The organism is Arsenicibacter sp. R0_47 (genome assembly GCF_057652235.1).
The window spans coordinates 22,685-47,502 of record NZ_JBYFCJ010000022.1; the positions used below are offsets into that span (position 1 = coordinate 22,685).

The following is a 24,818-nucleotide window of genomic DNA, read 5'->3' on the forward strand; positions in this document are numbered from 1 at the left end:
TCCGTTAGCCGCCAATATTTGCTTAATCATATCGCCTGAATGAAGTAGTAAAGGGTAATCTAAATCAATAGATTACCCTTTACTATATACACCGGAATGTTACTGCCTGATAATTTTCACAGTTTTATGCTGTGTAGCAGTTGTAACAGTAAGCAAATACATACCTGCGTATTTACCGAGTGTAATTCTGTAGCGATTGGCAATACCAGTGGACAGAATTTCTGTATTCGTGAGCGTGCCGGATGAACTTACCAGTGTAAATGCCGGAGGAGAATCAGCATTACGGACTTCGACATCCACCGCATCACCCGTCGTCGGATTACCAAATACTGTGACCTCCAGCCCGTGTTCAGCATTGACGGCCAGGCGGCCGGCACACGCTGAACGCAGATCCCAGGTGTAGTCAACGGTGAATCCTGACTGGGTAGCGAATAATTTCAGCGGCGCTGTGCTGTTCCGCATATCTGCATCCAGAACATGATCAGGATTCGTTGTCCAGCTGGTAATCCCCATTGCCATATACTTAACCGCAGTACCATCTCCCCCTTCGTAGCGGAATTTAAATTCGCCGGTCGAGCAATTGTAGGCCGGTGGCAGCAATTTCAGTGTTTTGGCTGATTCTGAAACAGGTGCAGGTAAAGCATCTTTATTGCCTGCATTGCCGGGACAGGTAGCTTTCCAGTCCCACAGATAGGTTACGGTCTGACCATTCTGACGCGCGAACAGCGTAAACTTATCGGCGTCAGCTTCCGGTTTCACGATATACCATCCTGCATTCATAGTCCAGCCGGTAATACCAATTGCCATAAATTCAACAACTTGACGGGTATCCCCCCCTGTGTAGCGGAACGCAAATTCACCGGTCGTACAGTTATAAGCCGGAGCAATCAGTTGCAATGAACCGGCTGTGCCGGCCACAGGCGCTGAGATCGTGGTTGTGCCCGGCACCGTGGTGACTGAAGGCGGGGGCACCGGTGTATACTGATTACAGAAATAACGCAAATTCCATACATAGTCTACCACCACTTCCGGATTACCGGCACGCCGGGCTTTCAGCATAAAGGGGGCTATTGAGCCATCATTGCGCAAATCAGGGGCTATCAGCTGATTCGGATCCGATGTCCAGCCGGTAATACCAACCGCCATGAACTCAACCCGTTCATCGGCGGCCAGAGCCCCATCGTAACGGAAGGTAAATTCACCTGTAGCACAGTTATAAGCCGGATCAATGAGACGGAAGACGCCGGTGCCGGTTACCGCTGTTGAGGGAGCCGGTGTGGTCGTTACCGGAGCCGGAGTGGTTACGGTTCCATCCGACGGTGGTGTCACCGGTACATAGCCCTCACAGTATTGCTTCAAATTAAAATCAAGAGCCACCTCCTTCCCCGATTGACGGGCATGTACGGTAATGACCGGTTTATCGATCCGGATTCCCGTCTCGACAAGGTGTATCGGATCAGTTGACCATCCGGTTACCCCGACCGCCATGAATTCGATAGCTGTCCCATCTCCCCCTTTATGTTTGAACGTGATCGCGCCGGTAGTACAATCATAGCCCGGTGTAACCAGCTCAAGCGGCTGACCGGTGTTAGCGGTCGGTGTACCCGGAACGGAAACAACAATACCGGGAGGCGGCGTACCGCTGGCAGGATTACGGTTCCACGGGCGTGATTCTACAGGACACTGTGCGGAAGCGGCCACCAGATCATAGGTGAAGTTGACCTCATTACCACTTTGCCGGGCAACCAGTACCAGTACTTTGGGATCACGATGGACCAAATCATCCCCGATCATGGCACAACTGTTATACCCCCAGTTACCAACGCCGATACCGAAGTATTCTACCGGAGTACCGTCGCCGCCGCAGGTTTCGATGCAAATGTTATCTGAGTAGCAATTCAACCGGACCTGTTTAATCTGTAATGGTTTGCCCTGGCCGGGAGCACAAGGGTCAGCCGTCACCGTAATGACAACGGAAGCCGAGTTGCATAAGGCCTGATCAATGACATCGCAAATCTGATACGTTACGAGGGCGGTTCCGGAGAATCCGGCTGCGGGAGTGAAAGAGAGGACACCATCATTCACCGATGCGGAACCATTCGTTGTGCCGGTAATTACCGGTTTCGTTACCATTACCAGCGATGCCGGATCACCATTGCGATCTTTATCGTTATTGAGCAGATTAATCGTAACTGATTCGCCGAATGAAGCGGAAACTACATCGGTGACTGCAACGGGAGGTTTGCTGTTAACCGTGATAACTACTGTTGCCTGATCGCAGTAGGAAGCGCCGGCCTTATTCAAAAAATCAGCACGGTCGCAGATTTCGTAGACTACAGTTATTGGTCCTACAAATCCGGCTGGAGGTGTTACACTGATCGAACCATCCGGATTAACAACAGCAGTACCTGTCGATACACGGGTAATAACAGGTAGCGTTACCGAAGCCAGCCATGCCGGATCACCGTTGCGGTCTTTGTCGTTTGCCAGAACAGGCACCGTAATTACGGCGGTATTGTATGGGGCATTAACCCTATCATCAACGGCGTCCGGAGCCTTACCGCCAACAGCCACGATTACCTGAGCAATGTCACAGTTGCCCGCCTCGACCGCATCACAAATCTGATACGAGAACGAAGTAGCGCCCTGGAAGCCGGGACGTGGCGTAAAGCTGATCGAGCCATCAGCGTTGACCACTGCCGTACCATTCGTTGATTGTGAAACAATCGCCGGAACAGTAACAGTCGTCAGCGAAGCTGGCAGACCTGTCCGGTCTTTGTCATTGGCGAGTACAGGAATGCTAACTACGCTGTTGTAGTTGGCAACCACCGCATCATCTACGGCATCAATCGGGCAAGACGGTTTCCGGATAGTCAGCGAAGTAGCCGCAGAGATGCAACCTGCCTGAGACTTAGCAATTACCGAATATGTGCCAATAGACAGGTTTCCAAAAACGGTTTGTGTTGAGTAGTTCACCCCGTCGAAGCTGTAGGTTTCACCCGCAACGCCATTGACCGAGATGGTGCCCGTTGCGACCGCGCAGGTGGGTTGAGCCGATACGGTAGCCGATGGAGCTGCCGGTGTAGCCGGAGCCGCGTTAACGACCAGAGTGGTAGCCCCGGAAACACAGCCAGCCGCATTCTTAGCCGTCACGTTGTAGCTACCCGCAGCCAAATTGCTATAGGTGGTCGAGGCTGAGTAAGTACTACCGTCGAGGCTGTAGGTCATCCCGGCCACACCGTTGATCGAAATCGTACCGGTGGCCACCGCACAGGTCGGTTGAGCCGACACGGTAGCCGAAGGAGCTGCCGGTGTAGCCGGAGCTGCGTTAACGACCAGAGGAGTAGCCCCGCTCACACAACCGGCCGCATTCTTAGCCGTCAGGTTGTACGATCCGGCCGACAGACCGGCAAACGTAGTCGAAGCTGAGTAGTTCACCCCGTCGATGCTGTAGGTCTCACCAGCAACGCCATTGACCGAGATGGTGCCCGTTGCGACCGCGCAGGTGGGTTGAGCCGATACGGTAGCCGATGGAGCGTTAACAATAGGGCAATTGATAGTGATGGTCACCACGGCCTGATCGCAAACGCTGTTATCAGCCGTCGAGCAAACCTGATAGGTCAGGCTTACCGGGCCAACGGTGTTAGGTGCCGGGGTATAAACTACCTGACCGCCCACGATGGTAGCCGTGCCACTGGCAGGCTGACCCACAATGGTTGGCGTCGTTAAGCCCCCGGCAGGCGTGTCATTGCCGCGAACATCCACCGTCACAGGCGTACCCTGTGGAGTAGACTGGCTATCATCAACGGCATTCACCGGATTGGCCGTAACCGTTAGGCTCACCACCGCAGTTGCTGACTTGGTGGCATCGAGCGGATTGGCGATGCTGTAAGTGAAACTATCCACCCCGGCAAAGCCAGCGGCAGGACTGTAAGTTACCGTGCCATCAGGGTTCACTACCACAGAGCCATGCGCCGGATTGGCAACGATAGCCGGTGGCGTTGTTCCCTGACTGTCATTGGCCAGAACCGCAATTGTTTTGGGTGTCCCCTGCCCTGTCGTGGCCGCATCATTAACCGCTGTTACCGCCGAAGCATTAACCGTAATAGTCGCCACGGCCTGAGCACAAACAATTGGCTGAGCGGGGTTACAAATCTGATAGGTGAACTGATCAGTTCCAATGAAACCGGCTGCAGGGGTGAAACGAATCGTTCCATCCGCATTTACAACGGCTGTTCCGTGTGACGGATTGACCGTCACAACAGGCAATGTAACATTTGCGATAGATGCGGATGTACCTGCATCTGATTGATCATTAGCAAGTACTGTGATTACTGTACTTGTACCCTGAATGGTAGTTGTTGCATCATTTACCGCAACAGGGGTACCTGCAACTTTAATAGCAACAGTAACTGAAGCGTCTGCAGACTGACAACCGTTCTCTGTACAGTTAACCGTATAGGTCGTTTGTGCGAATGGGTTGACGGTAATCGAAGCACCATTCTGACCGGTTGACCAGGTATACGTTCCAACACAACCTGAAGCCGTCAATACCGATGGATCTCCGGCAAAAACAGACGTTGGGGTCGCTGAAACCGAAGGAGCCGCAGGCGTTGCCGGTTGACCATTAATTACAAAATTACCAGCAGTTGACTCGCAACCAGTTACCGTTTCACGTACAGTAATAGCGTGGCTACCAGCCGTAATGCCTGTAAATGCAGGTGAGACCTGATAAGGTCCGCCATCCAGACTGTATTCGAAACCTGTCCCGTACGTATTAGCTGAAGCCGATCCCGTAGCCATCGTACAGGTTGGCTGAGCATTTATACTGACGACAGGAACCCCGGGAGCAGAAGGTATTGCATTAACGACGACTGAGGCAGGAGCCGACACACAACCAGCTGCATTACGGGTCGTAACAGAGTAGGTGCCGGGATTAATCCCGGCGAAGGTAGTTGATGATTGATAACCAGAACCATCAATAGAATATTCACCTCCCGCAGGCAGTGTTACAACGATAGTGCCGGTTGTGACAAGGCAGGTTGGCTGCCGGGTAACACTAGCCGTTGGTGCCGCAGGCGTTGCCGGTTGACCATTAATGGTGAATGATCCGGCCGGCGAAATACAGCCTGTCGCATTTTCACGTACTGAAATTGCATGAGTACCTGCAGCGATACCATTAAACGAAGGCGATGACTGGAAGGCTCCACCATCAAGGCTATAGGTAAAGCCCGGACCGTAGTTATTAACCGAGGCCGCACCCGTAGCGACCGCGCAGGTCGGTTGAGCTGATACGGTAACCGATGGCGCTGAAGGAGCACCTGACGGCGCATCCACTACCAGCGAAGCCGGAGCCGACACACAACCGGCCGTATTCTTAGCCGTCACGTTGTATGACCCTGTCGACAGACCGGCAAACGTAGTCGAAGCTGAGTAGTTCACCCCGTCAATACTGTAGGTTTCACCCGCAACGCTATTGACCGTGATGGTGCCTGTTGCCACCGCGCAGGTGGGTTGAGCCGACACGATAGCTGAAGGGGCTGCCGGTGTAGCCGGAGCCGCGTTAATGATCAGCGTAGTGGCAGGCGACACACAACCCGTCGTAACAGAACGTGCGGTTACCTGGTAGGTTCCGGATGATAAGCCGGCAAAGCTACCGGAGGTTTGGTAGGCGCCACCAATGCTATACTCGAAACCAGAAATTACATTGACTGTTATTGAGCCGGTTAACATCAAACAGCCGGGCTGTGAGACAACGGAAGCATCAGGAGCGGCTACTGGTGGCGCGGTCATGATAGTCACAGAACTATTCGCCGATACACAACCCGTATGAATATCCCTGGTTGTTATGCTATAAGCACCGGTAGCAAGCCCGCTGAATGTTGGACTTGCCTGATAAGCGCTACCAACACTGTATTCATAATTAGCGCCAATCGGAGAGGTAACCGTAATTGTCCCTGTAGGAGTACTGCACGTGGCGTTAGTGACTGCAACAACCGGAGCCGCAGGACTTGCCGGTAACGCATTGATGCTAACGGTTACTCCATTGCTGGTACAACCCGTGGAGGCATACCGTGCAACAACAGTATGTGTTGTGCCTGGCAATAATTGCGTAAACGTTGTTGCACTCTGGAATGCACCGCCATCCAGGCTATACTGAATGTCTGCACCTACCGGAGACTGGATACCAATGATTCCTTCAGGGGCATTACAGTCCGGCTGTTGCGAAACCGTAATGACCGGATCAGCAGGACCGCCAGCCGGGGCGTTGACAGTCACCGTTGTTGCAGGGGATTCACAACCATTAATAGAAACCGTTATCAAATAAGTACCCGCCGATAACGGGAAGCTCGTTCCGGCCTGTGCATTCCCGTTCACGGAATAAACACCCCCCGGGACAGGTGAATTAATTACGACAGTGCCCTGCGGATTCGAACAGGTTGGCTGTGATGTGACACTTGCATTTGGCGCGTCCGGAATTGTATTAACCGTAATGGAAAGTCCGTTTGACGGACCTGATGTTTCACAGCTACCAGTACAGGTCGCTGTGAGGACAAGGCTTGATACAGGCGTAATTGTCCGTGCTATACCCGTACCACCGTCTGACCAGGTGACCACATCCGAACAACCGGTGGCCGTCAAATTCACGGACGTACCGGCGCAAACGCTGGTATGGTCAGCCGAGATCGTTGGAACAACCGGAGCAGGAATGATCGTAAAGGAAATACCCGTTGATGAAGCGGATGTGCCGCAGGCGTTTGAACAGGTCGCGGTGATTGTCCCGGCTGTGTTAGCCGTAAATGTCCGTGTTGCACCCGTACCACCGTCTGACCAGGTGACCACATCCGAACAACCGGTGGCTGTCAAATTCACGGACGTACCGGCGCAAACGTTGGTATGGTCAGTCGAGATCGTTGGGGCTGAAGGTGTACCCGCAGTAACAGTAACGGCAATAACATCACTTATAGGCGATGAACAATTATTTTCTGTACAGGATGCCGTATAATTCGTTGTTGTATTCGGGTTAACTGTAATTGATGAACCATTCGCACCCGTTGACCAGGTAACGGTTCCGTTACAACCTGCCGCAGTCAGGACTACACTTGCATTCGGACATACACTATTGGCCGATGCTGACAGCACTGGTTTGGCAGGTATGGGGAAAACAGTAAGACCCGCAGACCCGTTTGGACCGGTACAGCCGTTTTCGGTACAATTCACTGTATACACGGTAGATATAACCGGATTAACCGTAATACCCGGACCTGTTGCTCCTGTCGACCAGCTGTAGGTGCCATTGCAGCCTGATGCTGTGATCACCGCCGGCTGACCCGCGCAAATGGCATTGGCAGGGCTAATCGACGTTGCGGGAGCTTCCGGTAGCCCCTTGACATTGACCGTTACGGTCGCATTGCCCGATACGACACCATAGCTGTTGGTACAGGTTACCTGATACGTGGTTGTACTGCCCGGGCTATCTGTAAATGAAGAACCGGAACCTCCCGGTAACCAGGAATAGGTCCCATTACAGCCCGCAGCAGTAATCATTACTGATTGACCCGCGCAAATGTCGTTAGCTGACGCTGAAAGAGTGGGTGGGTTACACCCGTTTGCATCGATAGTTACCCATCTGTTTCCCAGATTTGAACATGGATTTGCATCTGTTTGCTGTTGCTCTAATCCGGTCGGACCACATCTGTAACTGGTGGTATTCTGCCAGTCAGGTGTATTGTCAAGTACTTCAATGACTAAAGGGGCAGGAGCAGACGCGCATTCCTGAACTGTCCCATCCGAGCAGTTGGGCGAAAAGTAAGTCGTCGTATTGACCGTTACGGTTCGTGTGCAATTAGTTTGCCAGGGACAGGCATTGCCGTCAGCCCAGACAATGGTGGGTACCCCTGATGCGACATTACACCCGGAAGCAGTAATGGTAACCGTCTCCCCGGGGCAAACTTTACTTTTACTGGCACTAACTGTCGGTGGGGGAAGCACATTCGGTATTGAGTAACTGACAGTTGCCTGTGCCGACGTGCCGTTACCATCAGAACAGGTAGCGCCATAGGTCTCTGTTGTATTACCGTTTAATCCCGTAATTACCTGAATAGAAGCCCCTGTATTTTGAACCAGCGTACCATTGCCGGAGATAATGGACCAGTTGACTGTCCCATTACAACCCGCAGCATTTAACGTAACAAAATTATTGGGGCATACTACTCCATTAAAACTCGAACTTGTATAGGTCAACGTTGGCGGGTCTGGTTGTGCCCATGCCCCGCAACTGATCAGCATAAACAGAAAAGAAATTAGAAAATGTTTCATACACTTGTTTATGAATTGATTCCTGTATTAAATCGTGTTGTGTGTTTTGCACCTCTTTTCAGGACTTGGCAGAAACGATAAGAGGTAAAGGGTAGACATCAAACATCAAACTGTCGAGGTCTCAGGGGCTGTTGTTTCGGGGGCGTCTCATCGGTTATGGAATTGATTTTAAGAATATGCCCCGCCACCATTAACTGGTGACGGGGCTGTTTTTTACTGACGGACCACCCGAAGCGTCTGGGTTCCTTCTTTGGTCGTTGCGCGTATCAGATAGAGGCCGGCTGGTAGAGAAGACAGATTGAGCGTAAAGGGAAGTTGAACCGTTTGAGTTTGCAACCGCACCCGGCCATCGACACCAATCAGAGACAGAGCCACTTCGTTTGTCCCTTCAACCGTAACTTCGTTAGTCGTGGGATTAGGATAAGCTCGAAGTGTAATCGTCTCAATTGCTAAACGAGCCTGCCCACACATAGCTTTCCAGTTCCAGGTATAGGTGACAGGTGTACCGCCTGTAAGCAGTTGAGCATTCAGCGTGAATGGCTGTGCATCAGGCGCGGGATTCACTGTATAAGGCCCGGCATTCGTTGTCTGCCCGGTAATACCGGACGCCCAGTATTGAACTGTACCAGCTGTGGCATTTGACTTGAAGACAAACTGCTTGGTTGAACAGTTGTAGTCAGGTTGCAAAAGAGTCAGGCTTGTTGGCGTTGACGTCGGAGTTGAAGGCGTACCACTCCCCCCTCCTATCGTGACCACTTCACTCGCTTCACCTGTATAGGCCGGAGACGTTGAGGAAACCCGAAGTCGGTAGCGGCCGTTTGCCCGCGAGGGCAGGGTGACCGTCAATGGGTTTGAGTTTCCTGTTCCTATCGTCGTTAGTTCCTGGCCATTTTCTGAAATCAGATCGACCTTATAGGTGTTGTTGCCATCGATCGGTAGTGTACTCATAAATGGAACATTTACCGTTTGACCCGCTGACAACTGAAATGGCAGTACGTAGCCCGTTGTCAATAGGGCTGAGCGCGAAGGTTGAACAGGCTGCACCGAGACAAAGAAACTTTCGTCGAGTCGTTCAGCCCACAAGCCACCCATAAATTGACAATCGGCCCCGTCGAAATGCAATCCGTCGTTACGTCGGAAATCAGGTCTGCGATAAGGGTCTGTATAAGGCCCTATCCAGTTGCCTGGCATTTGCCCAAGTGCCGTTTGGGCCGAGATGATGTTTGCATCTGTTTCGTTAGTGTTCCCTGAAAAATAGACGGGAAAATAACTGGCTTGAGCGATAACCCAACTTACATTCCCGCCAAGCTGTGCGCGACTCTTTTCGATCACCACACGAAGGTTATCAATGTAGGTTTCCCGGCTGGTAACGTTACAGTCCGATTCGCCCTGATGCCACAGGATTGCCCGAACACCTGTCCGCTTCAGATAGTGTTGAATGGCCAGTCCCAGACTCCGGTATGGACCATTATCTTTCACAATCCCCCAAAAGGTATTAATGTCAGGTGCGCTCTCGGCCGAATGGCGCCAGTCGGCAGATGATGTGCCACCCATTCCTGCACCAAGAATCATTACCGGAACACCTGTCTTCTGAACGATACGGTCACCAAAGGCGCCCCAAAAGAAAAGAGGTGCTGCCGGAGCCATCGACTGAGTTCCACCGACCGCATTTGGATTAAGACCTGCCTGTACAAACGATGTAGGGAGAGATGGTTCGTCGATATTACCCCCACCGCCGCCCCAGTAGTGGGCTACGGACACCCTGTCATCCGTGGCGGCTCCTTGTTGCCAGTTGTTGCCATAACTATTAGACTGACCAGCTGTAACGAACACTTCGCCTACCCCTACCCTATCGACAGACCATTGCTGGCCTGAAGCCGTTCGGACTTCAAGTCGATACCATCCCCCGCTGAGCCGGAGGCTCCCTGAAAAGGTACCGGCTGTATTTGACGCGATAGTTTGCCATTCGGTGGACTGGCCGCCGTTAAGTACTATAGCGCGTGCCTGTACCCAAGCTGTAGCTCCCGAACGGCCTTCAATGAGAACATTTGCTGTGTTATCATTTCCGCGCTGGAAAACAATGCGGTTGGTAGGAAAACTAATTTGAGCAAATGTTATACGAATCAGTCCGAGGCTGAAGAGTACAATATGCAGTAGAGCCTGATTGATAGTTTTCATTAGCAAACTTGTTTAAGTTTCAAGTATTGCAAATTTATATTTAATAAATGAAAATCAACTATTAGATATTAAAAATATATTAATCAGTATTTCTAGTGTCAGAGTTTAATATGGAATAATTTTATAAAGTGTTAAAAATCAGAGTATAATGATTTTGTGTATTTTTAGATAAATCCGAAATATATATATGTGTGGGCGTAAAATAATGAATTGTATATATTTTAAATATACATAATAAAAGAAAAGGTTACTAATTATATTGAAATTGGTTATGAAATATAAATTGTATGCTTGTTTAAGTCTTGATTAAGCAATGTGAAGAAGTGGATAAAGCTTTAATTAATACAAAATAGTTGATTTTCATATTTATTATATATATATTTGATTTGAATTGGACGTCCGAAAAGCTGATAAAATAAGGTGTATCAGTGAACCGGATTGTGAACGTTTTTGTGAACAACTGTTCACAAAAACGGATGCTTAATACGCCAATTCTCTAAAAAACACTAGTTTTAAATCACCGCTACTGTACTATAGTTTGAGTTTTCACCCATAGCAAAAGTCATTACAATGACTCCCAGCAAGGGTATGCCGGTAAAATAAATGAGCCCATGTTCATCGAAGAAACCAATCTGTGAACCCGTTTTTGTGAACGTTTTTGTGAACAACTGTTCACAAAAACGGATGCCTGACACACCAGCTCTCAAAAAAAAAACACTACTTTTAAACCACCGCTACTGTTAATGTACTGCGGTTTGATTTTTTCAACAATGGCAATTGTTATCGCAATGACCTCCAACAAGGGAGGTACTGGTAAAACAACAACCACTCTGGGACTGGGCAGTGCGTTAGCCCAACAAGGCAAACGTATTTTATTGATTGACCTTGACCAGCAGGGGAATCTGACAACAGGAAGCGGGCAAGACTGCCCACCTGAGTTACACGTTGCTGCATGGCTCCTTCAATCTAATTCCCGTCCAGTCAGTTTTGAGCAGGTTGTCATTAGGGGCACATCTGGAATTGATTTAATTCCGGGGGGGCTCGCGATCATTAATGATGAACGACAGTTGGATGCTACCCGGGGCTGTGAACGAAATCTTGATGAACTACTTCAACCGATTCGGCCTGCTTATGATTATATTCTAATCGATTGTCCACCTAACAAGGGCATCATGACGTACCTGGCCCTAATTGCTGCTGATTATTACATTGTTCCAATGCAGGGGGAAAACTTTGCATTCCTTGGGTTGGATGCCATTCAGGGGACTGTCGTGAGTGCCAGGAAAACGTTTGGTTCTAAGGTTAAACTTGCGGGTATCCTACTGAATAAGTTTAGAACGAACACTCGCTTCGGTCAGGCCATCTATCAAAAACTACAGGAGTCGGGCCTCGTAGTATTCCAAACACGTATCCGGCAATGCCTTAGTCTCATGGAATGCACAGCGGATGGAGAGAGCATTTTTGAATATGATCCGACCAGTACTGGTGCAGAGGACTTTCTGGCTCTGGCAACTGAACTTCAAACGTCCCTGAAACATGGCTAAAAAAAGGAAAGATTTTGAGAAAATGTTGAAGATTATTCCCTCTAGTGAAAAGGAAATCGCAAAGGACAATCAAATCAACGGACAAGATAATTTTTTGCAGGAACGCTGGTTGCCAAAAGAAAACGAAGCTGCCGGTGAGCTGACAAGTAGTGAAAAAGAAAGACTGAAAGCCTGCGAAACAATCATCAGAGAAAATCTACAGTCGTTTTTGTCTGTTGGGAAAGCTCTCTGGGAAATTCGGCAGGGTAAACTTTACCGGGCTACCCACAAGACGTTTGAGGCCTATTGCGATGAAACATTTGGGCTAGGCAGAAGAAATGCCTATCACCTGATGGAGGGTGTGACAATAGTTGACGAGTTACGTATCGGAGCGGAAACTAGTGAAGCTAATACTACCGAATTACCTGTTAACAATGCCCATACGCGCGCTTTAGCCAATGTAGAAGCTGAACGACGCCAAGAGGTCTGGAATACAGTTGTAGAGGAAGCCAAGGAAACAGGTAGTGCGATTACTGCCAAAAAAATTAAAGAGACAAACGAACGATTGTCTGGTAAATCAATACAGAAAAAGTCAAAACCAGCCTCAAGGCCTAAAGTAACTGCCGAAACAGACGACGAGTTTGGAGAGGAGCAAGCTGACATCACCCGTCAGGTCATGAGAACCCCGTCTAAGCAAGTGTTTAATCCGAATGAGGAATCAGCATGGAAAGAAGACAATGGTGACTTTGTAGGGACACTTAAGATTGCGCTACTGGCCAGTGGACCAGCGGATGTACAGGTGACTATCACCGGAGCTTTTTTGATTGGGTATGGACTCGATGAAGGATGGCAACAGTTCAGGAAACTGTCGGTACCTATTGATGAGAATTTTACGGATACACTCTCCTACCGAGAAGCCCGTGAATTGGGTATTATTTAAATGATGCCCTTATGAATATATCGAAGAAGGCCCCATATGGGGCTTTTTTTGTGCACAAATGTTCACAAAAATTTAGAATACCTTGTTCGTGAATCATAATGACCAAAATTAGCACGATATGATTCACGCCACATAAGAATAATAAAAGGGTGAGGATTAGTAAGGTTCTGATTTTTAGTGTATTATCTTCTTTTTTTAAGGGTTTGGCCGTACATTTATATTAAGATAATCAAGCAGACAATATAATGAAAGCCAGCTCGAACCGCTCATCTCATACTGACACGCAATCCGCTTACAGTCCCCAAAAAACGAAGCGAGTACAAACGGTTATAAACGCTAAACCTTACTTACAGCGTGACCTGCATCAGGAGGTAACGAATAAACTGGTGGCCCTATTGGAAAAAGGGGTTGCCCCCTGGAGAAAGCCTTGGCGGGTGTTGGCTGATAATTCCGGTCCCGAAACACCACGAAACTACGTGAGCGGAAAAAACTACCGGGGAATTAATATTTGGTTGTTAGCCGATTTAACTTACCAACGACCGTATTATCTTACTTTCAAGCAAGCCCAGCAGTTAGGAGGGACAATCCGCAAAGGCGAACGCGGACAGATGATTGTTTTCTACAAGCTGGTTGAGATAGATGAAGGTGAGAAGATAGGAAAGAAAATACCTTATCTCAAACATGATACTGTTTTTAATATCGAACAGACGGAAGGAATCGAATTTAACTTACCTGAACTAAAACCATATATAGATGACTCTGTACTGATCTACAAGGCTTGTGAGGAGATTATATCAGGCTATCAAAATGGGCCAAAGATTGTCAATCTCGATCCGGAAAGTGTGTATTACTCACTTACTAAAGATCGGGTAAATATGCCCCGAATTGAAGCATTTCCATCTCCCGAAATATATTATAAAACGCTTTTCCATGAGCTCGCTCACAGCACAGGTCATCCTAATCGCTTGAATCGGGTTTGGGGTAAAGCAATGTTCGATGACGAATACAACCGCGAAGAACTTATTGCCGAAATAACAGCTTCATTTCTGGCTGCTAATGCAGGTATTTTTAAGTCTGCACTGGTAACGGATTCAGCCAGTTATCTCGACTATTTCATTAAAGCTTTGAAAGGAGATAAACGGCTAATTTTTAAAGCTAGTTCAGCTGCTCATAAAGCAACAGAATGGATTTTGAACGGACCAAGCGGCAACATTCAATCCATGATTGAAACGGAAGGGCCTGAACTAGTTTAAGTTTGTCTGTTGCCCCTTCAAGGGGCAACAGACAGATGAACCACGCTACAATTAAACAAAAAGGAGAACCCTGAATAAACCACAGTATCGAAAAATACACCGGGTATTATATACGCTTTACCCAATACGCTGACGTATAAAGCAATACGTCATATCGTGAAGTAAACATCCTTCGGGTGGTTCGTTGAACACGCTACGCTAAAAAACACGCCACTGAAAAACAAGAGGGAGGGGGAGGGCTAAACAAGTGAAAATGCAATAGTTAACCTGCTTTTTTGAGCCTGCTTGGTTATCTTTATATCAGATAATCAAGCAGTTAACTCATGAAAAAAACCTTTATGTACCCAACATCCGGCACGCCACGCCCATCACTATGGCAGATTGCCAAATGGTATGGTGTTTACTTTTTCCTGCTCACCTACCTGACACACCCTCTGGATAATGAGTCGTTTTTCCGACATCTCACCTCATCTGTTTTAGGTGCAGTGATGGGGGCTGCTTTTTTTACGCTATTGTACCGTATTGCACCAAAGATCGCCATTGGGGCAACAATTCTGCTCCTGCTATGGGCAGGGGGCGAAGCTACCGCACAGAACAAAAACATAAAGCCGAAAAGGATAGCAGTTCAGACCTTGCTTAAAACGAAAAAGCCCGGACGAAAAACAACCCCCGAATCTACTATACCCCTGCAAATAAAACAGATTAACGAACCCCTGAAAAGGCAAGGTTTAGATCAGTCTTTCTCCTCAAATCCCGATACATGTTCCCAACCTCTCGGGAAGGTTCATGCTGTAAACGAAATGATAGCTTTTATGCCTGGAAAAACTAACTCCTTAAAATCCGTGCTAACACCTGTATCATGTCAATCTCCAACCTTACGTCCAGTTGGTGTCGGGGTTAGCTTTATTCAATCGGGGGGGCTATTGGGTCAGCTTCTTTTTCGCTCGTGTCAAGCCTATGGACTAGTAGGAATTGGATTCGTTCGCTCTCCATTTTGGGGGAAGAACACGCTGACGCTGCATGTGGGGGGGGGCATACCCGTAAGGTCTCGTCTATCGGCTGGTTTACAAACGTATTGTGTGTTGGAAAAACTGGTAGAGTATCGGAATGGACAAAGCCGTATCAAAACTAAACCATTTTTGGCTCTGGCACTCCTTGGAAGTATACAAATTAGTGGACATGTTGCTGTACACCTTCATTATTCTCCACGGTCCAGCATTCATAATCCCTCAGGATTTGGCATGACTTATTTTCTATAGCATAAGGGCAGGATAACCCATTACGGGAATCCCGGCCTTACCTTCGACACGCCACTAAAACAAAAAATAACAAGAGGGGAGGGGGGGCAGAGTAGATACAAGTTAGCTCCTAAATGCCTTGTTATGAACACTATAAGTCTTATTTTTATAAGAGATAATCAAACAGAAAACATGAATACCTACGAAAATCTTCAAAAATCATTGGCCAAAACCCGTCAGATTGTTGAGGGGCAACTCAATAAAGACTTCTCTGTTCCGGAAGCCTGCCCGTTTGTTGTGTCCGCCCATGATGGGTTCTATACAGTCAAAATTGGTAATGACTATCTTGCTAAGGTGGCGATCAATGTGGACCAGCCTCAGCAATTTACCCGTGTATTGGCCGATGATGTTGCTCAAAACTTTAAAGCCTACAACGGTAATGGAGCGATTCAATGGCAGGTGGAGACGGCCAAAGCTTTCTATGAGCGTAAACTTGCTCAGGTAAACAGTGAGTGGCACAACTTAAAGTTGGACGTATTTGCAACGGCAGCCATGAAAGATGAAGACGTGTTGGACAGCTAAATGATACGGTCACATGAAATCCAGTGGACCTTTATTCCGATGAAATCAACTCCGACGCCCGCAAAGGCTTTACAGGTTTATTTGCAAAATGACCTGTGCCAAATTTCATTGCTCCACCTGCGCTTTACCGACCAGTCCAGTTTGACTGCCCGCCAGTATTGGGATGGGTGCTGTATAAGTCAGTTTAGTAAAGGAAAAATCCAGATCAGTAAGCCATTTCATATAAGATTACAGACCCTTAAACGGTGGGGGATTGTGGGCCGTCAGCATACTCTAACAGTCTCATGAAAATATATAAGGCCCCCCACAAATACGCACACAACAGGCGATTTTTTGAACTAAAGACACGCCTGTATAACCTTCTGATCAAACATGTTGATAAGGCAAAAGCAGAAGAAGTAGTTGACGTAGCAGAACAATTGCCCCTGAAGGTGTGTGAGCTAATTGAACACCTGCCTGTAACGGAACAAAGTCGAAAACAACACAAAGAGTATGTAGCTTGGTTAAGCCGAATGAAGGGAATTAAACTGTAATATACCCATGAAGGCAATTCAACATAAACAGGCATTGATGAAAATGCCAGCTAACGGTATACGCTTATTCGATTGCAGCAAGGCAAACAAGTAAATAAACTATCTAATAAAAATGCAAAATTTGGAGATTTTTAAAACAGAACTTAAGGTATTACTGGATAAACATAACGCTTCTATTTCGTGCCATGTTGAAGGTGATACTCATGGATTAAGTTATGAGATGTTTGTTGATTTTTATGGGGGTGGAAAGTGTAGAGAATACAAATTGTGTAACGGAGAAAGTATAGACTCGAGTGATTTATAACGAGAAGACAGCTACCTTAAAATCGTGTTAGGGAGTCTGGTACATATTGTCAGACTCCCTAAGCAATTCAATTTCGGACAAGCATTAAAATTACAGTAAAAGAGAGGTAGGAAAAAAGGCCGAAGTAAAACGACGCCCACGACTAGTATAACAACTCCGAAACCTGCTTAAAAAACTGTACATTACGCATGAAAAAACTTTTGGTCAAAAAGAACACAACAATTAAAACACCACTTGGCCGGGCTGAACTCTATTTTCAAACCGTCTTCGCCGATCATCTGGTTGAGAACTATCAGAAAGACCTTAGCCAAGCTGATTCAGCTAAAAGGCAACACGATGTGATCTTCTCTGACCTTGACCGACTTATGAAGGGGAATGTTAGCATGAAAGTGATTCCTGGGAACGAAGGCCAAATTGAAGCCGTTTCTTTTTACCGAGGTCGCTACTATTTCACCTGTTTCCACGTTGCTAAGAGACCGGACTCGGATACAAAATTTGCTTTTATTGTTACTTGTTATGCCACGAACGAAAAAAAATATATCGAGCGCTATCAACGATACCTCGACTTCATCAAAGAAAATTACGGGGATACAACCCGGTGATTACTTTATTGATGATAAAGGACGGATGTATGTACTTACGGCGGAGATGAAGCCTGTTCGCTATACTCCCCCCAAGTAGCTCACCTCCGTTTTGTGGAGTTGGTGCAGTTTTGCTAGGAGATAAAGGTTCGCGATCTCTCGGGTGCATTTTGAAATTCATCCAATTATAAAGAAGAAAGCAAAGGCTTTCTTCTTTGTTGTACTTAGAGTATATTTAAAAATACGGTATCAATTTCTTGCCAAAAGAAAAGGCAGAGAAGTGTTATTGTATCTTTTAAAGGGGAAACCGTTGGAGCCTGGAAGTATACAAACGGTATTGAACGAGAAAACTTCTACTGTAATGTGGTTTATTATTCCTTTTATCGTAATGAAGTGGGTGACGGAGACGGTACTGGGCTTCGTTGTCTGGATAGTGAGGGAAGCTTTACGGCCAAATATTCCCCAATATAATGACAAAATCTGAGGGGGATGGTTGAGGTCGACATGGGCCGAAACGAAAATATACCAGGCGTCATAAACGAGTAAACCATCTTCAGCGCTACCGTCTGGCAGCGCTGAAGATGGTAGCGCCTACACTGAGCGGAATGAAAGGAATCATAAGGCCAACTTGAACAGGATATCTTTACTTGGCTCAGGCAATAAAAAAGGGTGTGGGTAAACAACCAACACCCCTTGTCTCAACAAGAATTTCTACTGAGCCTGTACATTCAGAGTCAGACTTTGACGAGTACCTTCCCTGTTACTTACCTCAACCTTTAAACCATAGTTGCCTGCCGTAGAGACTTCAACAGTCATACGGGGATTCAGCCGCAGTAAGGGTGTCGCTATACCCGGAACAAGTGGTCGCCCATCCACGCGAACCGTCGGGGCGGGTAGAGTGGTAGAGATTACACGGATGGTAAATGCATCGAGCGTCGTTGTCCGTTCGGGTTTGATTTCCAGATCTGTACCTATATCCATTTTAACCGGAGCAGGAGAGGGGAGCGGGTCAGCCGATATCGTGAAAGGGAAATTGGTCTGAACCTGTAAACTGTCATCTACACACCCACACAGCCACACAGATAAGGCAAATAAAATCATGTTTTTCATGTTTCCGGAGATTATTAGGGATTGAAAAATGTGAAACGAACCCCCACCAGACCAAACGTTCGAAACTGGCTGAGACTTGAAAAGGGTAGATAACGTGTTTGCCAACTTGCATACAGAGCGGTTTTGTCAGCAAGATATAGTTCTCCTTCAAGTCCCGCCTGAACACCGGCCAGACCCGTAGGCGTATTTAGAAGCCTCCCTTCGGGTAATTCACGGACATTTCGATTAATGCGCTCAAAGCCGCCATAAACGCCCGCTACAGGAACTAAATAAAACGACCGGTGCTTGTTGGTTAGTTGAAAGGGAGCGAAGTCTAAAACGAGTGTATGGCGGTCAGAAGACAATGTTTGTCCCAGCGCATCATAATACTTACGGTCGTAGCGGTAGCCTATTTTCCAATATCTTTCCTTTTTAACATATCGTAACAGGTCAAGTCCTGCAGCAAAGCCCTGACCAGGTGCACGAAGCGAGCCTGTTGGCAAGCGATCCATGATACCCACAAACGGTGTAAGCCCCCATTGGCCCTTAATATGCCGCTGTGCGAGGGCGTGACGGCTGAAACCTGCGATCAGCAACGTCAGGATGAAATATACGAGATAACGCATGGCTTAATAGCTTACAGGATATCGGCTTGAATAATATCGGTATTGGAAACAAGAAAACTCAGATTACGGCCTCCGTCAATCTCGCCCAGTACAACCTGAATGCGTTTGTTGTCAGGGATTGTAAATTTCTGGAAGGCCAGGACCCGCTCTACTTCTCCACCACCACGCACTGTCTTAATGGCATCATTATAGACATAAAACGGCTGCATCTCCAGTTCCTGCTTTGACGTGCGCTTTGTTACGTTTTCATCGACTACAAAGAACCGGATTTGGTCAATGTCATAATGGATGTTCGATTTGTTACGGATACCCAGTTTAAAATAGATCACATTGTCCCGCACGAAAACGCCCCGGACGGTTGCTTCCATCTGGTCTTTCTGAACGCCCAGGTGTCGCACCGAACGACGTTTCCTAAGGATTTCTGCGCAGCTAAAGACCACATCTGACTGCGAAGCCCGCACGTTTTCAAACTGAATAAACCCACTTTCTTGATTCTGATTGTCGATGTATTTACGCCGGGCGTTCATCGATAATTGGTCCCCTGTTTTAGTCACAGCGTTAGCCAGATTCAGAGCAAGCATCGGTGTTTGCTCGTTGTAGTTAGCCACAAACGAATGAAACTTACCATCGGCCGTAATCACCGAAAAATTCGTTTCGTTGAAGCCCATCTTTGCCGCTTTCACCTTCAGAACGTTCTCTACACCATCGGCTCTGTCTGCCATGATATCCCGCGATCCCAGATCCACCGACCGAACGGGCGAATCAAAAATTATTGAAACCGTTTTATTGAATGGCAACTCCACATACCGCGAACCGATCACGTTGCTCTCATAAATCGGAATTTCAGGAACCATCGGTGTACGGATCGTGTCATCCCGTCCGGGGTTCTCTGTACTGCCTTCTCGTTCTGCCTGCATAGTAACAGTTACCCGGGGCATCCGAACCTGCACAGCGCCCATTGTCATCGTATTTGACTCAGGACGTACTGACATAACAGGCGCTGTAGACGTAACAGCCCGTGGAGTAGAGTCTGGTGAGACTCTATTTGGATACTCAATGTACCGGCCCGCCCTTATAGGGTAGGTATGGTGCACTTCAAAGGCAACTGTAGACTGGACTAAACCTATTACGATCAGTGCCGTCAGAAAAGCGGCTGTAAATGAAGAGTAATTTTCCATAATTGAAAATCAGATTTACTATTTGAAATTCAGATACGTCGGGGCAAAAAATTACCGTACTCCCGACACTTGAGTCCCGGAAAGTTGTACAGATGGACCGGCCGTCCCTCCGGAAAGGGGAGCTGAACGCAGCAGCACATAGTAATTATTCTTAAGGTGAGCCCGGTTTTGCTGGGAAGCTCGCTGAGCGAGTTGACGTACCCCATTGGTAGCCGCACTGACGACTGCTGAACCGGCTGTAGCCAGACCATTCCGCCCCCCCCCCGTTACCACATTCAGTCCGCTCGTACTCTGGCCGGCCGCCTGACGCACATCCTGAAGACCCATCACATTGGGGACATAAATACCTGCCATCCCATCCATATCATACACAGTCATGTTAACCGGAAATAAATGGTTTTCATATTGGATGCTGCTAATGATAACATTGACCCGTTCATTGGTAATCGCCCCTTGTCCATAGATGATTGTATTGACGGGAAGGGTTACGCCCCGAACAGTTACAGCTTCCAGCAACCTGATCTTAATACGGCCTTGGTTGGTCACTGCCTGGTCACCATAGACCATAGCCCGGATTGCCCCTACTTCACTCTCCAATTGTCGTTTCTGTACTTTACGGGCATCCTCCGTGTATAAGCCGTAAAAGGAGTTACTTCCTGAAGTTTCTGTGTTCAGACTGGATACTAATTCGGGTGAATCTGCTTTCCTGACAATACGGTTGTCATTCTCACGGGCCATCCGCTCTACTTTATCCTGCCGATACTCCATCAGCAGCTTTTCCAGGCGTTGGGCTTGTGACTGCTTTTCCTGAAGTTCTTTTTGTCTGCGCGATAACTCCTGGAGGTCGGGTTGGGAACCCGTCTCGCTGTTCCCTTCACTAAGCACAGCGTCCCGTTCTGACAGCATACCCTCATTTCCAAAGGAACGGCCTGTATTTCCTGAATGCTGTAAGCGATCCGGAAGCCCCCCTTCAGACCGATTCACTCGCGGGGGAGCGGTATAAGGTGCGACAGGATTGTAGGGATTGCCCCGGTAGGAGATAGGTCGGTTACCTGGACGCTTCGGGTTGTACCTCTGTTGTCGTTCGTAAATTGACGTATCAACATAGGCCAGATCCGCATCTGTCGCCCGGGGCCGTTTGGAATAGATATAGGGCTCCAGGTTGCCGGGTACTCCCTGCATCCCCCTTCCTGTACTTCGCTCAAAGCCTGGCTCTTTAGTTGGGTCGGCACTTAGCTGAGATTGTAAGTCTAACTTCCCCAAATGCTTTGTCGTGTCCACATTCGCCAGAGGGACTGTCGTGTTCACTCCGGTCGAATCGGTTTGGTCAGCCGTGTTCTCTGTGGAGCTATCCGAGAGCATTGAATAAATCGTAGCTCCCAGTACAATAAGTGCCACTGCCACCACACTGACAAATTTTTTGTCCTGAAACATCTCTTTCAGTCCTTTTTTCTCTGCTAGTTCCATGTAATTTATGAAATTGAATGTAAAAGGTTTAGTTACCGGGGCCGGTTCTGTGGCATTGAATGCCAGCGTTGCCGTGCACCTTCATAGAGTTGCTCCACCGACGCTTTCTTTGGCTTTGCTTCGTCTGAATTACGGTGTAACGTTAAATAAACGTTGACACCGAGCATTCCCAACAGACCAACCATTATCCCGATGGCCTCTCGTTTGCGTTGAGCGAGAGGACGTTTTTCCCATTGTCTGATATGGGTGATAAACCAACTCATTGCTTTACCAGTCAAACGCTCCGGGAGTAGAGCCACGCTCGCCCCGAAACGCTGACGGGACTTTTTCATCCAGGATTTCATTAGAAGCTTGCCGTTTGATTAGGATCACGGTCGACGGTTCGGATATCCGAATTATCAATCACCTTGAACCGCTCTACAATGAATCCGTGTGGGTTGTTGTCGGTGCGCTGGGATTCGACCAGATATCCTTCGACGTCCAGATTACGGGTTAAAATCGATGTAGCCCGAATCAGGCTTAAAACTCCTTTTGCCCGGAACTTGTAGGGTGAACTTTTGGTGTCAATCTGAATTGTACCTAACTCCATCGTCAGCTTTTGCCGAACGTCTCCCTGTACGAGTTGCTGGTAGTAGCCTTTTTCCTTAGAGTCGAGATACTGACGAAGAACCGATTGCCGGTCGCCGAGGTAGGTTGCCTGACCGACTGATTTTTCGATCTGTGTTTCGTCGGGTTCAAGGTCAAAGAGCAGCTTGAGAAATGTACGTACATGGTGGCGCGCTTCTGCGGGCCGGTTGATATTATGCTCCTGAGCCAAAGCCAGCATAATGGATTGCCCGTTCTCCATCACATACACACGCTGCCGGGCCGCTTCAACGTTCTGGTTTGCCCAATAAACAACCCAGCCACACAGTCCAAGTACTCCGAGGATAGTGCCAAAAATAATTAGCCGAATAAATCGAAAAGAGTTGTCGAGGGTGGACAACTGTCGAAAATAACCTGCATCCATATTTGTAAAAGGTTTAAACTTTAGAAGTCAAGGCCTGGCCGACGCCGGTCATTGTACCAGCAGCTGCACCAGCAACACCACCTGCAGCATTAGTAATAATGCCTACACCACCTGCAATCGTACCCGCTAGCCCACCGCTAGCAGCACCCTGTGTTTTCAGGCCCGTGCCAATAGCATTGATAGCCTGGCCTGCTCCACTCGACTCCAGAATGTAGGTGGCTGCTTTCGGAATAGCCACATAGGCAGCTGTTGCCAGAAAATAGAAAATAATCATCCCAAGGTCACCCACAAACGAGCCTTCGCTCGTTGAGCCCTTTAGTTGAGCGATGTCAGCCTGAAGCATAACAATGTGAATGCTCTCTACCATGCCCCCCAGCAGGTTGGCCAGGGGTATCCAGAGCATGAAATGGATCAGACGTCCTACCCAGGAAGCAAGGCTGGGATAAAACCAGTCAAAAGCACTGAGACCAATCGTGATCGGTCCGGTGATTAACAGGACGGCAATAAAGAAAGTCTGTAGGAACTTAAGGACCATGCTGGCCAGAAAATACAGCAGCTCACCGATTTTAGACAGTAAAAAGTCCAGTAAATCCGACATGACATTGCTCATCGCTCCGCCAATGAGTACGGACGAGGTCATCGTATTGACCCACGAATCCATCTTTTCCCACCAGCCAATCGACCCATCTCCATCACTATCCTGAGGTAGATTATCCTGAAGTTGCTGTGCTGCCAGGTTCTTTTGAAGGGTCGTTTTCTGATTCATCAAACTTGTTATCTGAACTTCTTTTGACGTTACCAGGCTTTTGGTCCCTTCATTCAACAGACCATTCATCGCAATAACCCCTGAACAGATATTGGTGTAAAAAATAAGCAACAGCGAGATAGCGAGGGGGCGCATCAATGGATACAAGTCAATTTCCTCGTTGCGGGCCATATGGCCCCAAACACGAAAAAATACATAGCTAAGAGACCCTAGCCCTCCCAGAGCCTGCCCTAGGCCAATGAACGTGCCGGCATCGCTCATAACGCCTTCCAGCAGTTGCTCCAGTGCCGACTCTAATGTTCCTGTAACAGTACCACTCCCCGTAAATTGTAATAATATCATTGTCTTAACGGTTTGGAGTATACGCCTGTCGGGGAAGACCAATGGCTGCACGGTATTGCTGCCTCGCCTGAATCTTTTGTTTGCGGTACAACATCTGCCGGGTCATCTGTTCCATCTGGTAAAGTGACGCCTGACGCGCACGGGCTTCGGCCTGAACCTCTCGTTTGAGCAACATTCGCTCATATACACGCATTGATGCAATTTCTCCCCCGTTTCGGGTAGAGCGGTTGTATTCCCGGTTTGCGAGCACAAGTTTCGCTTCCATAGTTTTGGTGTCTGCCAGCGTGGCCGCCGTTCCAATCAGGTAATACCCTGCATTGGGGTCGTAACTCCGGATTAGATCGTGGTCGTTCCCATTGTTGTAGAAGACATTCACGACATCCGCGTAATTGCCATAAAGACCTGTCATCCGTTTTTGGGCGAATGCTTCGGTTTGCGAATTTTGAAGGGGGATGCCAAGCCGGGTATTGGCTATCTGTCGTTCGTAGTCGACCTTATAGTTTTGGTAGCCCAGTTTAAGTTGGGTACTGATCGCTTTTTTCGCAACCTTCTTCACCTCATCAATGGCAGTGGCCAGCTTTTCATCCTTCTTCTTCTGATATTCTTCCAAAATAGCTACCGCTGCAGGCGAAATAACGGACGATTCGGCAATTGACTTAATAACCTCATCCATCACCTTTTCCTTGATAGCTGCACCAACATTCAGACCATATCCCCGAATTCCTTCCATAATGTCGGATTCCGAGACCATTAAAATCTGATCAATCTCCTGCGTGACCTGTGTCATGGGTGTCTGACCTGGCCGAAGGTTGGCCGGCATCTGCGCATAGGTGCTGGTAGCCAACAGGATCATCCATAACCCTTTCCCTATTGTCGTTATCCTTTGCATG

17 protein-coding genes are annotated in these 24,818 nt (G+C 48.0%); 7 read left to right on the forward strand and 10 right to left on the reverse strand.

Annotated features, from left to right (window positions below; genetic code table 11):
• Positions 1-99 precede the first annotated feature (99 nt).
• Together AC23NW_RS26225 and AC23NW_RS26230 are read right to left on the reverse strand one after the other, a co-directional pair.
• Positions 100-8,319, reverse strand: coding sequence for an Ig-like domain-containing protein (locus tag AC23NW_RS26225; RefSeq protein WP_487453201.1), 8,220 nt, complete (start codon positions 8,317-8,319; stop codon positions 100-102).
• Between the two features lie 213 nt (positions 8,320-8,532).
• Positions 8,533-10,497, reverse strand: coding sequence for a T9SS type A sorting domain-containing protein (locus AC23NW_RS26230; protein WP_487453311.1), 1,965 nt, complete (start codon positions 10,495-10,497; stop codon positions 8,533-8,535).
• A 770-nt stretch (positions 10,498-11,267) separates the two neighbouring features.
• Here AC23NW_RS26230 and AC23NW_RS26235 point away from each other — a divergent pair.
• The 7 genes from AC23NW_RS26235 (at position 11,268) to AC23NW_RS26265 (ending at position 17,472) form a co-directional block, all read left to right on the forward strand.
• Positions 11,268-12,041 (forward strand): ParA family protein, encoded by a 774-nt coding sequence (locus AC23NW_RS26235; protein ID WP_487453203.1) that lies wholly within the window; start codon positions 11,268-11,270, stop codon positions 12,039-12,041.
• Positions 12,034-12,960: a hypothetical protein gene (locus AC23NW_RS26240; protein WP_487453204.1), complete on the forward strand. Its 927-nt coding sequence runs from the start codon at positions 12,034-12,036 to the stop codon at positions 12,958-12,960. The genes AC23NW_RS26235 and AC23NW_RS26240 overlap by 8 nt, the downstream gene beginning before the upstream one ends.
• A gap of 245 nt (positions 12,961-13,205) precedes the next feature.
• Positions 13,206-14,213: an ArdC family protein gene (locus AC23NW_RS26245; protein WP_487453206.1), complete on the forward strand. Its 1,008-nt coding sequence runs from the start codon at positions 13,206-13,208 to the stop codon at positions 14,211-14,213.
• Positions 14,214-14,536: 323 nt separating this feature from the next.
• Complete coding sequence (locus AC23NW_RS26250) at positions 14,537-15,472, forward strand: hypothetical protein (protein ID WP_487453207.1); 936 nt, start codon at positions 14,537-14,539, stop codon at positions 15,470-15,472.
• Positions 15,473-15,643: 171 nt separating this feature from the next.
• Positions 15,644-16,033: a hypothetical protein gene (locus AC23NW_RS26255; RefSeq protein ID WP_487453208.1), complete on the forward strand. Its 390-nt coding sequence runs from the start codon at positions 15,644-15,646 to the stop codon at positions 16,031-16,033.
• Positions 16,034-16,317: 284 nt separating this feature from the next.
• A complete protein-coding gene (locus tag AC23NW_RS26260; protein ID WP_487453209.1) occupies positions 16,318-16,566 on the forward strand; it encodes a hypothetical protein in 249 nt (82 codons plus the stop codon).
• A gap of 492 nt (positions 16,567-17,058) precedes the next feature.
• Positions 17,059-17,472 carry a hypothetical protein gene (locus AC23NW_RS26265; protein ID WP_487453210.1) on the forward strand — a complete coding sequence of 138 codons (414 nt, stop codon included), beginning with the start codon at positions 17,059-17,061 and terminating at the stop codon, positions 17,470-17,472.
• Between the two features lie 690 nt (positions 17,473-18,162).
• On the opposite strand, the gene AC23NW_RS26270 is transcribed toward AC23NW_RS26265, so the two are convergent.
• The 8 genes from AC23NW_RS26270 to AC23NW_RS26305 all read right to left on the reverse strand — a co-directional run bounded on the left by AC23NW_RS26270 (position 18,163) and on the right by AC23NW_RS26305 (position 24,817).
• Positions 18,163-18,561 (reverse strand): hypothetical protein, encoded by a 399-nt coding sequence (locus AC23NW_RS26270; protein WP_487453212.1) that lies wholly within the window; start codon positions 18,559-18,561, stop codon positions 18,163-18,165.
• A 14-nt stretch (positions 18,562-18,575) separates the two neighbouring features.
• Positions 18,576-19,166: a conjugal transfer protein TraO gene (locus AC23NW_RS26275; protein ID WP_487453213.1), complete on the reverse strand. Its 591-nt coding sequence runs from the start codon at positions 19,164-19,166 to the stop codon at positions 18,576-18,578.
• Between the two features lie 11 nt (positions 19,167-19,177).
• Positions 19,178-20,083, reverse strand: a complete 906-nt coding sequence (gene traN, locus AC23NW_RS26280) for a conjugative transposon protein TraN (protein WP_487453215.1) — start codon at positions 20,081-20,083, stop codon at positions 19,178-19,180.
• Positions 20,084-20,395: 312 nt separating this feature from the next.
• The gene (gene traM / locus AC23NW_RS26285; RefSeq protein ID WP_487453217.1) at positions 20,396-21,778 is read right to left on the reverse strand and encodes a conjugative transposon protein TraM; all 1,383 of its coding nucleotides are present in this window, start codon (positions 21,776-21,778) and stop codon (positions 20,396-20,398) included.
• A 65-nt stretch (positions 21,779-21,843) separates the two neighbouring features.
• Complete coding sequence (locus AC23NW_RS26290) at positions 21,844-22,155, reverse strand: hypothetical protein (protein ID WP_487453219.1); 312 nt, start codon at positions 22,153-22,155, stop codon at positions 21,844-21,846.
• On the reverse strand, positions 22,155-22,820 hold the full coding sequence (traK, locus tag AC23NW_RS26295) for a conjugative transposon protein TraK (protein ID WP_487453220.1): 666 nt from the start codon (positions 22,818-22,820) through the stop codon (positions 22,155-22,157). Before traK ends, AC23NW_RS26290 begins: the two co-directional genes overlap by 1 nt.
• 13 nt (positions 22,821-22,833) lie before the next feature.
• Positions 22,834-23,928: a TraJ family protein gene (locus tag AC23NW_RS26300; protein ID WP_487453221.1), complete on the reverse strand. Its 1,095-nt coding sequence runs from the start codon at positions 23,926-23,928 to the stop codon at positions 22,834-22,836.
• A 4-nt stretch (positions 23,929-23,932) separates the two neighbouring features.
• Complete coding sequence (locus AC23NW_RS26305) at positions 23,933-24,817, reverse strand: hypothetical protein (protein ID WP_487453223.1); 885 nt, start codon at positions 24,815-24,817, stop codon at positions 23,933-23,935.
• Position 24,818: the final 1 nt, after the last annotated feature.

Excerpts from the sequence above, each read along its gene's own strand:
- AC23NW_RS26305 (WP_487453223.1), bottom strand. The coding sequence starts at position 24,817 with ATGCAAAGGATAACGACAATAGGGAAAGGGTTATGGATGATCCTGTTG.
- AC23NW_RS26235 (WP_487453203.1), top strand. The coding sequence starts at position 11,268 with ATGGCAATTGTTATCGCAATGACCTCCAACAAGGGAGGTACTGGTAAA.
- AC23NW_RS26260 (WP_487453209.1), top strand. The coding sequence starts at position 16,318 with ATGAAAATATATAAGGCCCCCCACAAATACGCACACAACAGGCGATTT.
- traK (WP_487453220.1), bottom strand. The coding sequence starts at position 22,820 with ATGGATGCAGGTTATTTTCGACAGTTGTCCACCCTCGACAACTCTTTT.
- AC23NW_RS26230 (WP_487453311.1), bottom strand. The coding sequence starts at position 10,497 with ATGAAAACTATCAATCAGGCTCTACTGCATATTGTACTCTTCAGCCTC.
- AC23NW_RS26245 (WP_487453206.1), top strand. The coding sequence starts at position 13,206 with ATGAAAGCCAGCTCGAACCGCTCATCTCATACTGACACGCAATCCGCT.
- AC23NW_RS26225 (WP_487453201.1), bottom strand. The coding sequence starts at position 8,319 with ATGAAACATTTTCTAATTTCTTTTCTGTTTATGCTGATCAGTTGCGGG.
- AC23NW_RS26270 (WP_487453212.1), bottom strand. The coding sequence starts at position 18,561 with ATGAAAAACATGATTTTATTTGCCTTATCTGTGTGGCTGTGTGGGTGT.
- AC23NW_RS26290 (WP_487453219.1), bottom strand. The coding sequence starts at position 22,155 with ATGAAATCCTGGATGAAAAAGTCCCGTCAGCGTTTCGGGGCGAGCGTG.
- traN (WP_487453215.1), bottom strand. The coding sequence starts at position 20,083 with ATGCAGGCAGAACGAGAAGGCAGTACAGAGAACCCCGGACGGGATGAC.
- traM (WP_487453217.1), bottom strand. The coding sequence starts at position 21,778 with ATGTTTCAGGACAAAAAATTTGTCAGTGTGGTGGCAGTGGCACTTATT.
- AC23NW_RS26250 (WP_487453207.1), top strand. The coding sequence starts at position 14,537 with ATGAAAAAAACCTTTATGTACCCAACATCCGGCACGCCACGCCCATCA.
- AC23NW_RS26265 (WP_487453210.1), top strand. The coding sequence starts at position 17,059 with ATGAAAAAACTTTTGGTCAAAAAGAACACAACAATTAAAACACCACTT.
- AC23NW_RS26240 (WP_487453204.1), top strand. The coding sequence starts at position 12,034 with ATGGCTAAAAAAAGGAAAGATTTTGAGAAAATGTTGAAGATTATTCCC.
- AC23NW_RS26275 (WP_487453213.1), bottom strand. The coding sequence starts at position 19,166 with ATGCGTTATCTCGTATATTTCATCCTGACGTTGCTGATCGCAGGTTTC.
- AC23NW_RS26300 (WP_487453221.1), bottom strand. The coding sequence starts at position 23,928 with ATGATATTATTACAATTTACGGGGAGTGGTACTGTTACAGGAACATTA.
- AC23NW_RS26255 (WP_487453208.1), top strand. The coding sequence starts at position 15,644 with ATGAATACCTACGAAAATCTTCAAAAATCATTGGCCAAAACCCGTCAG.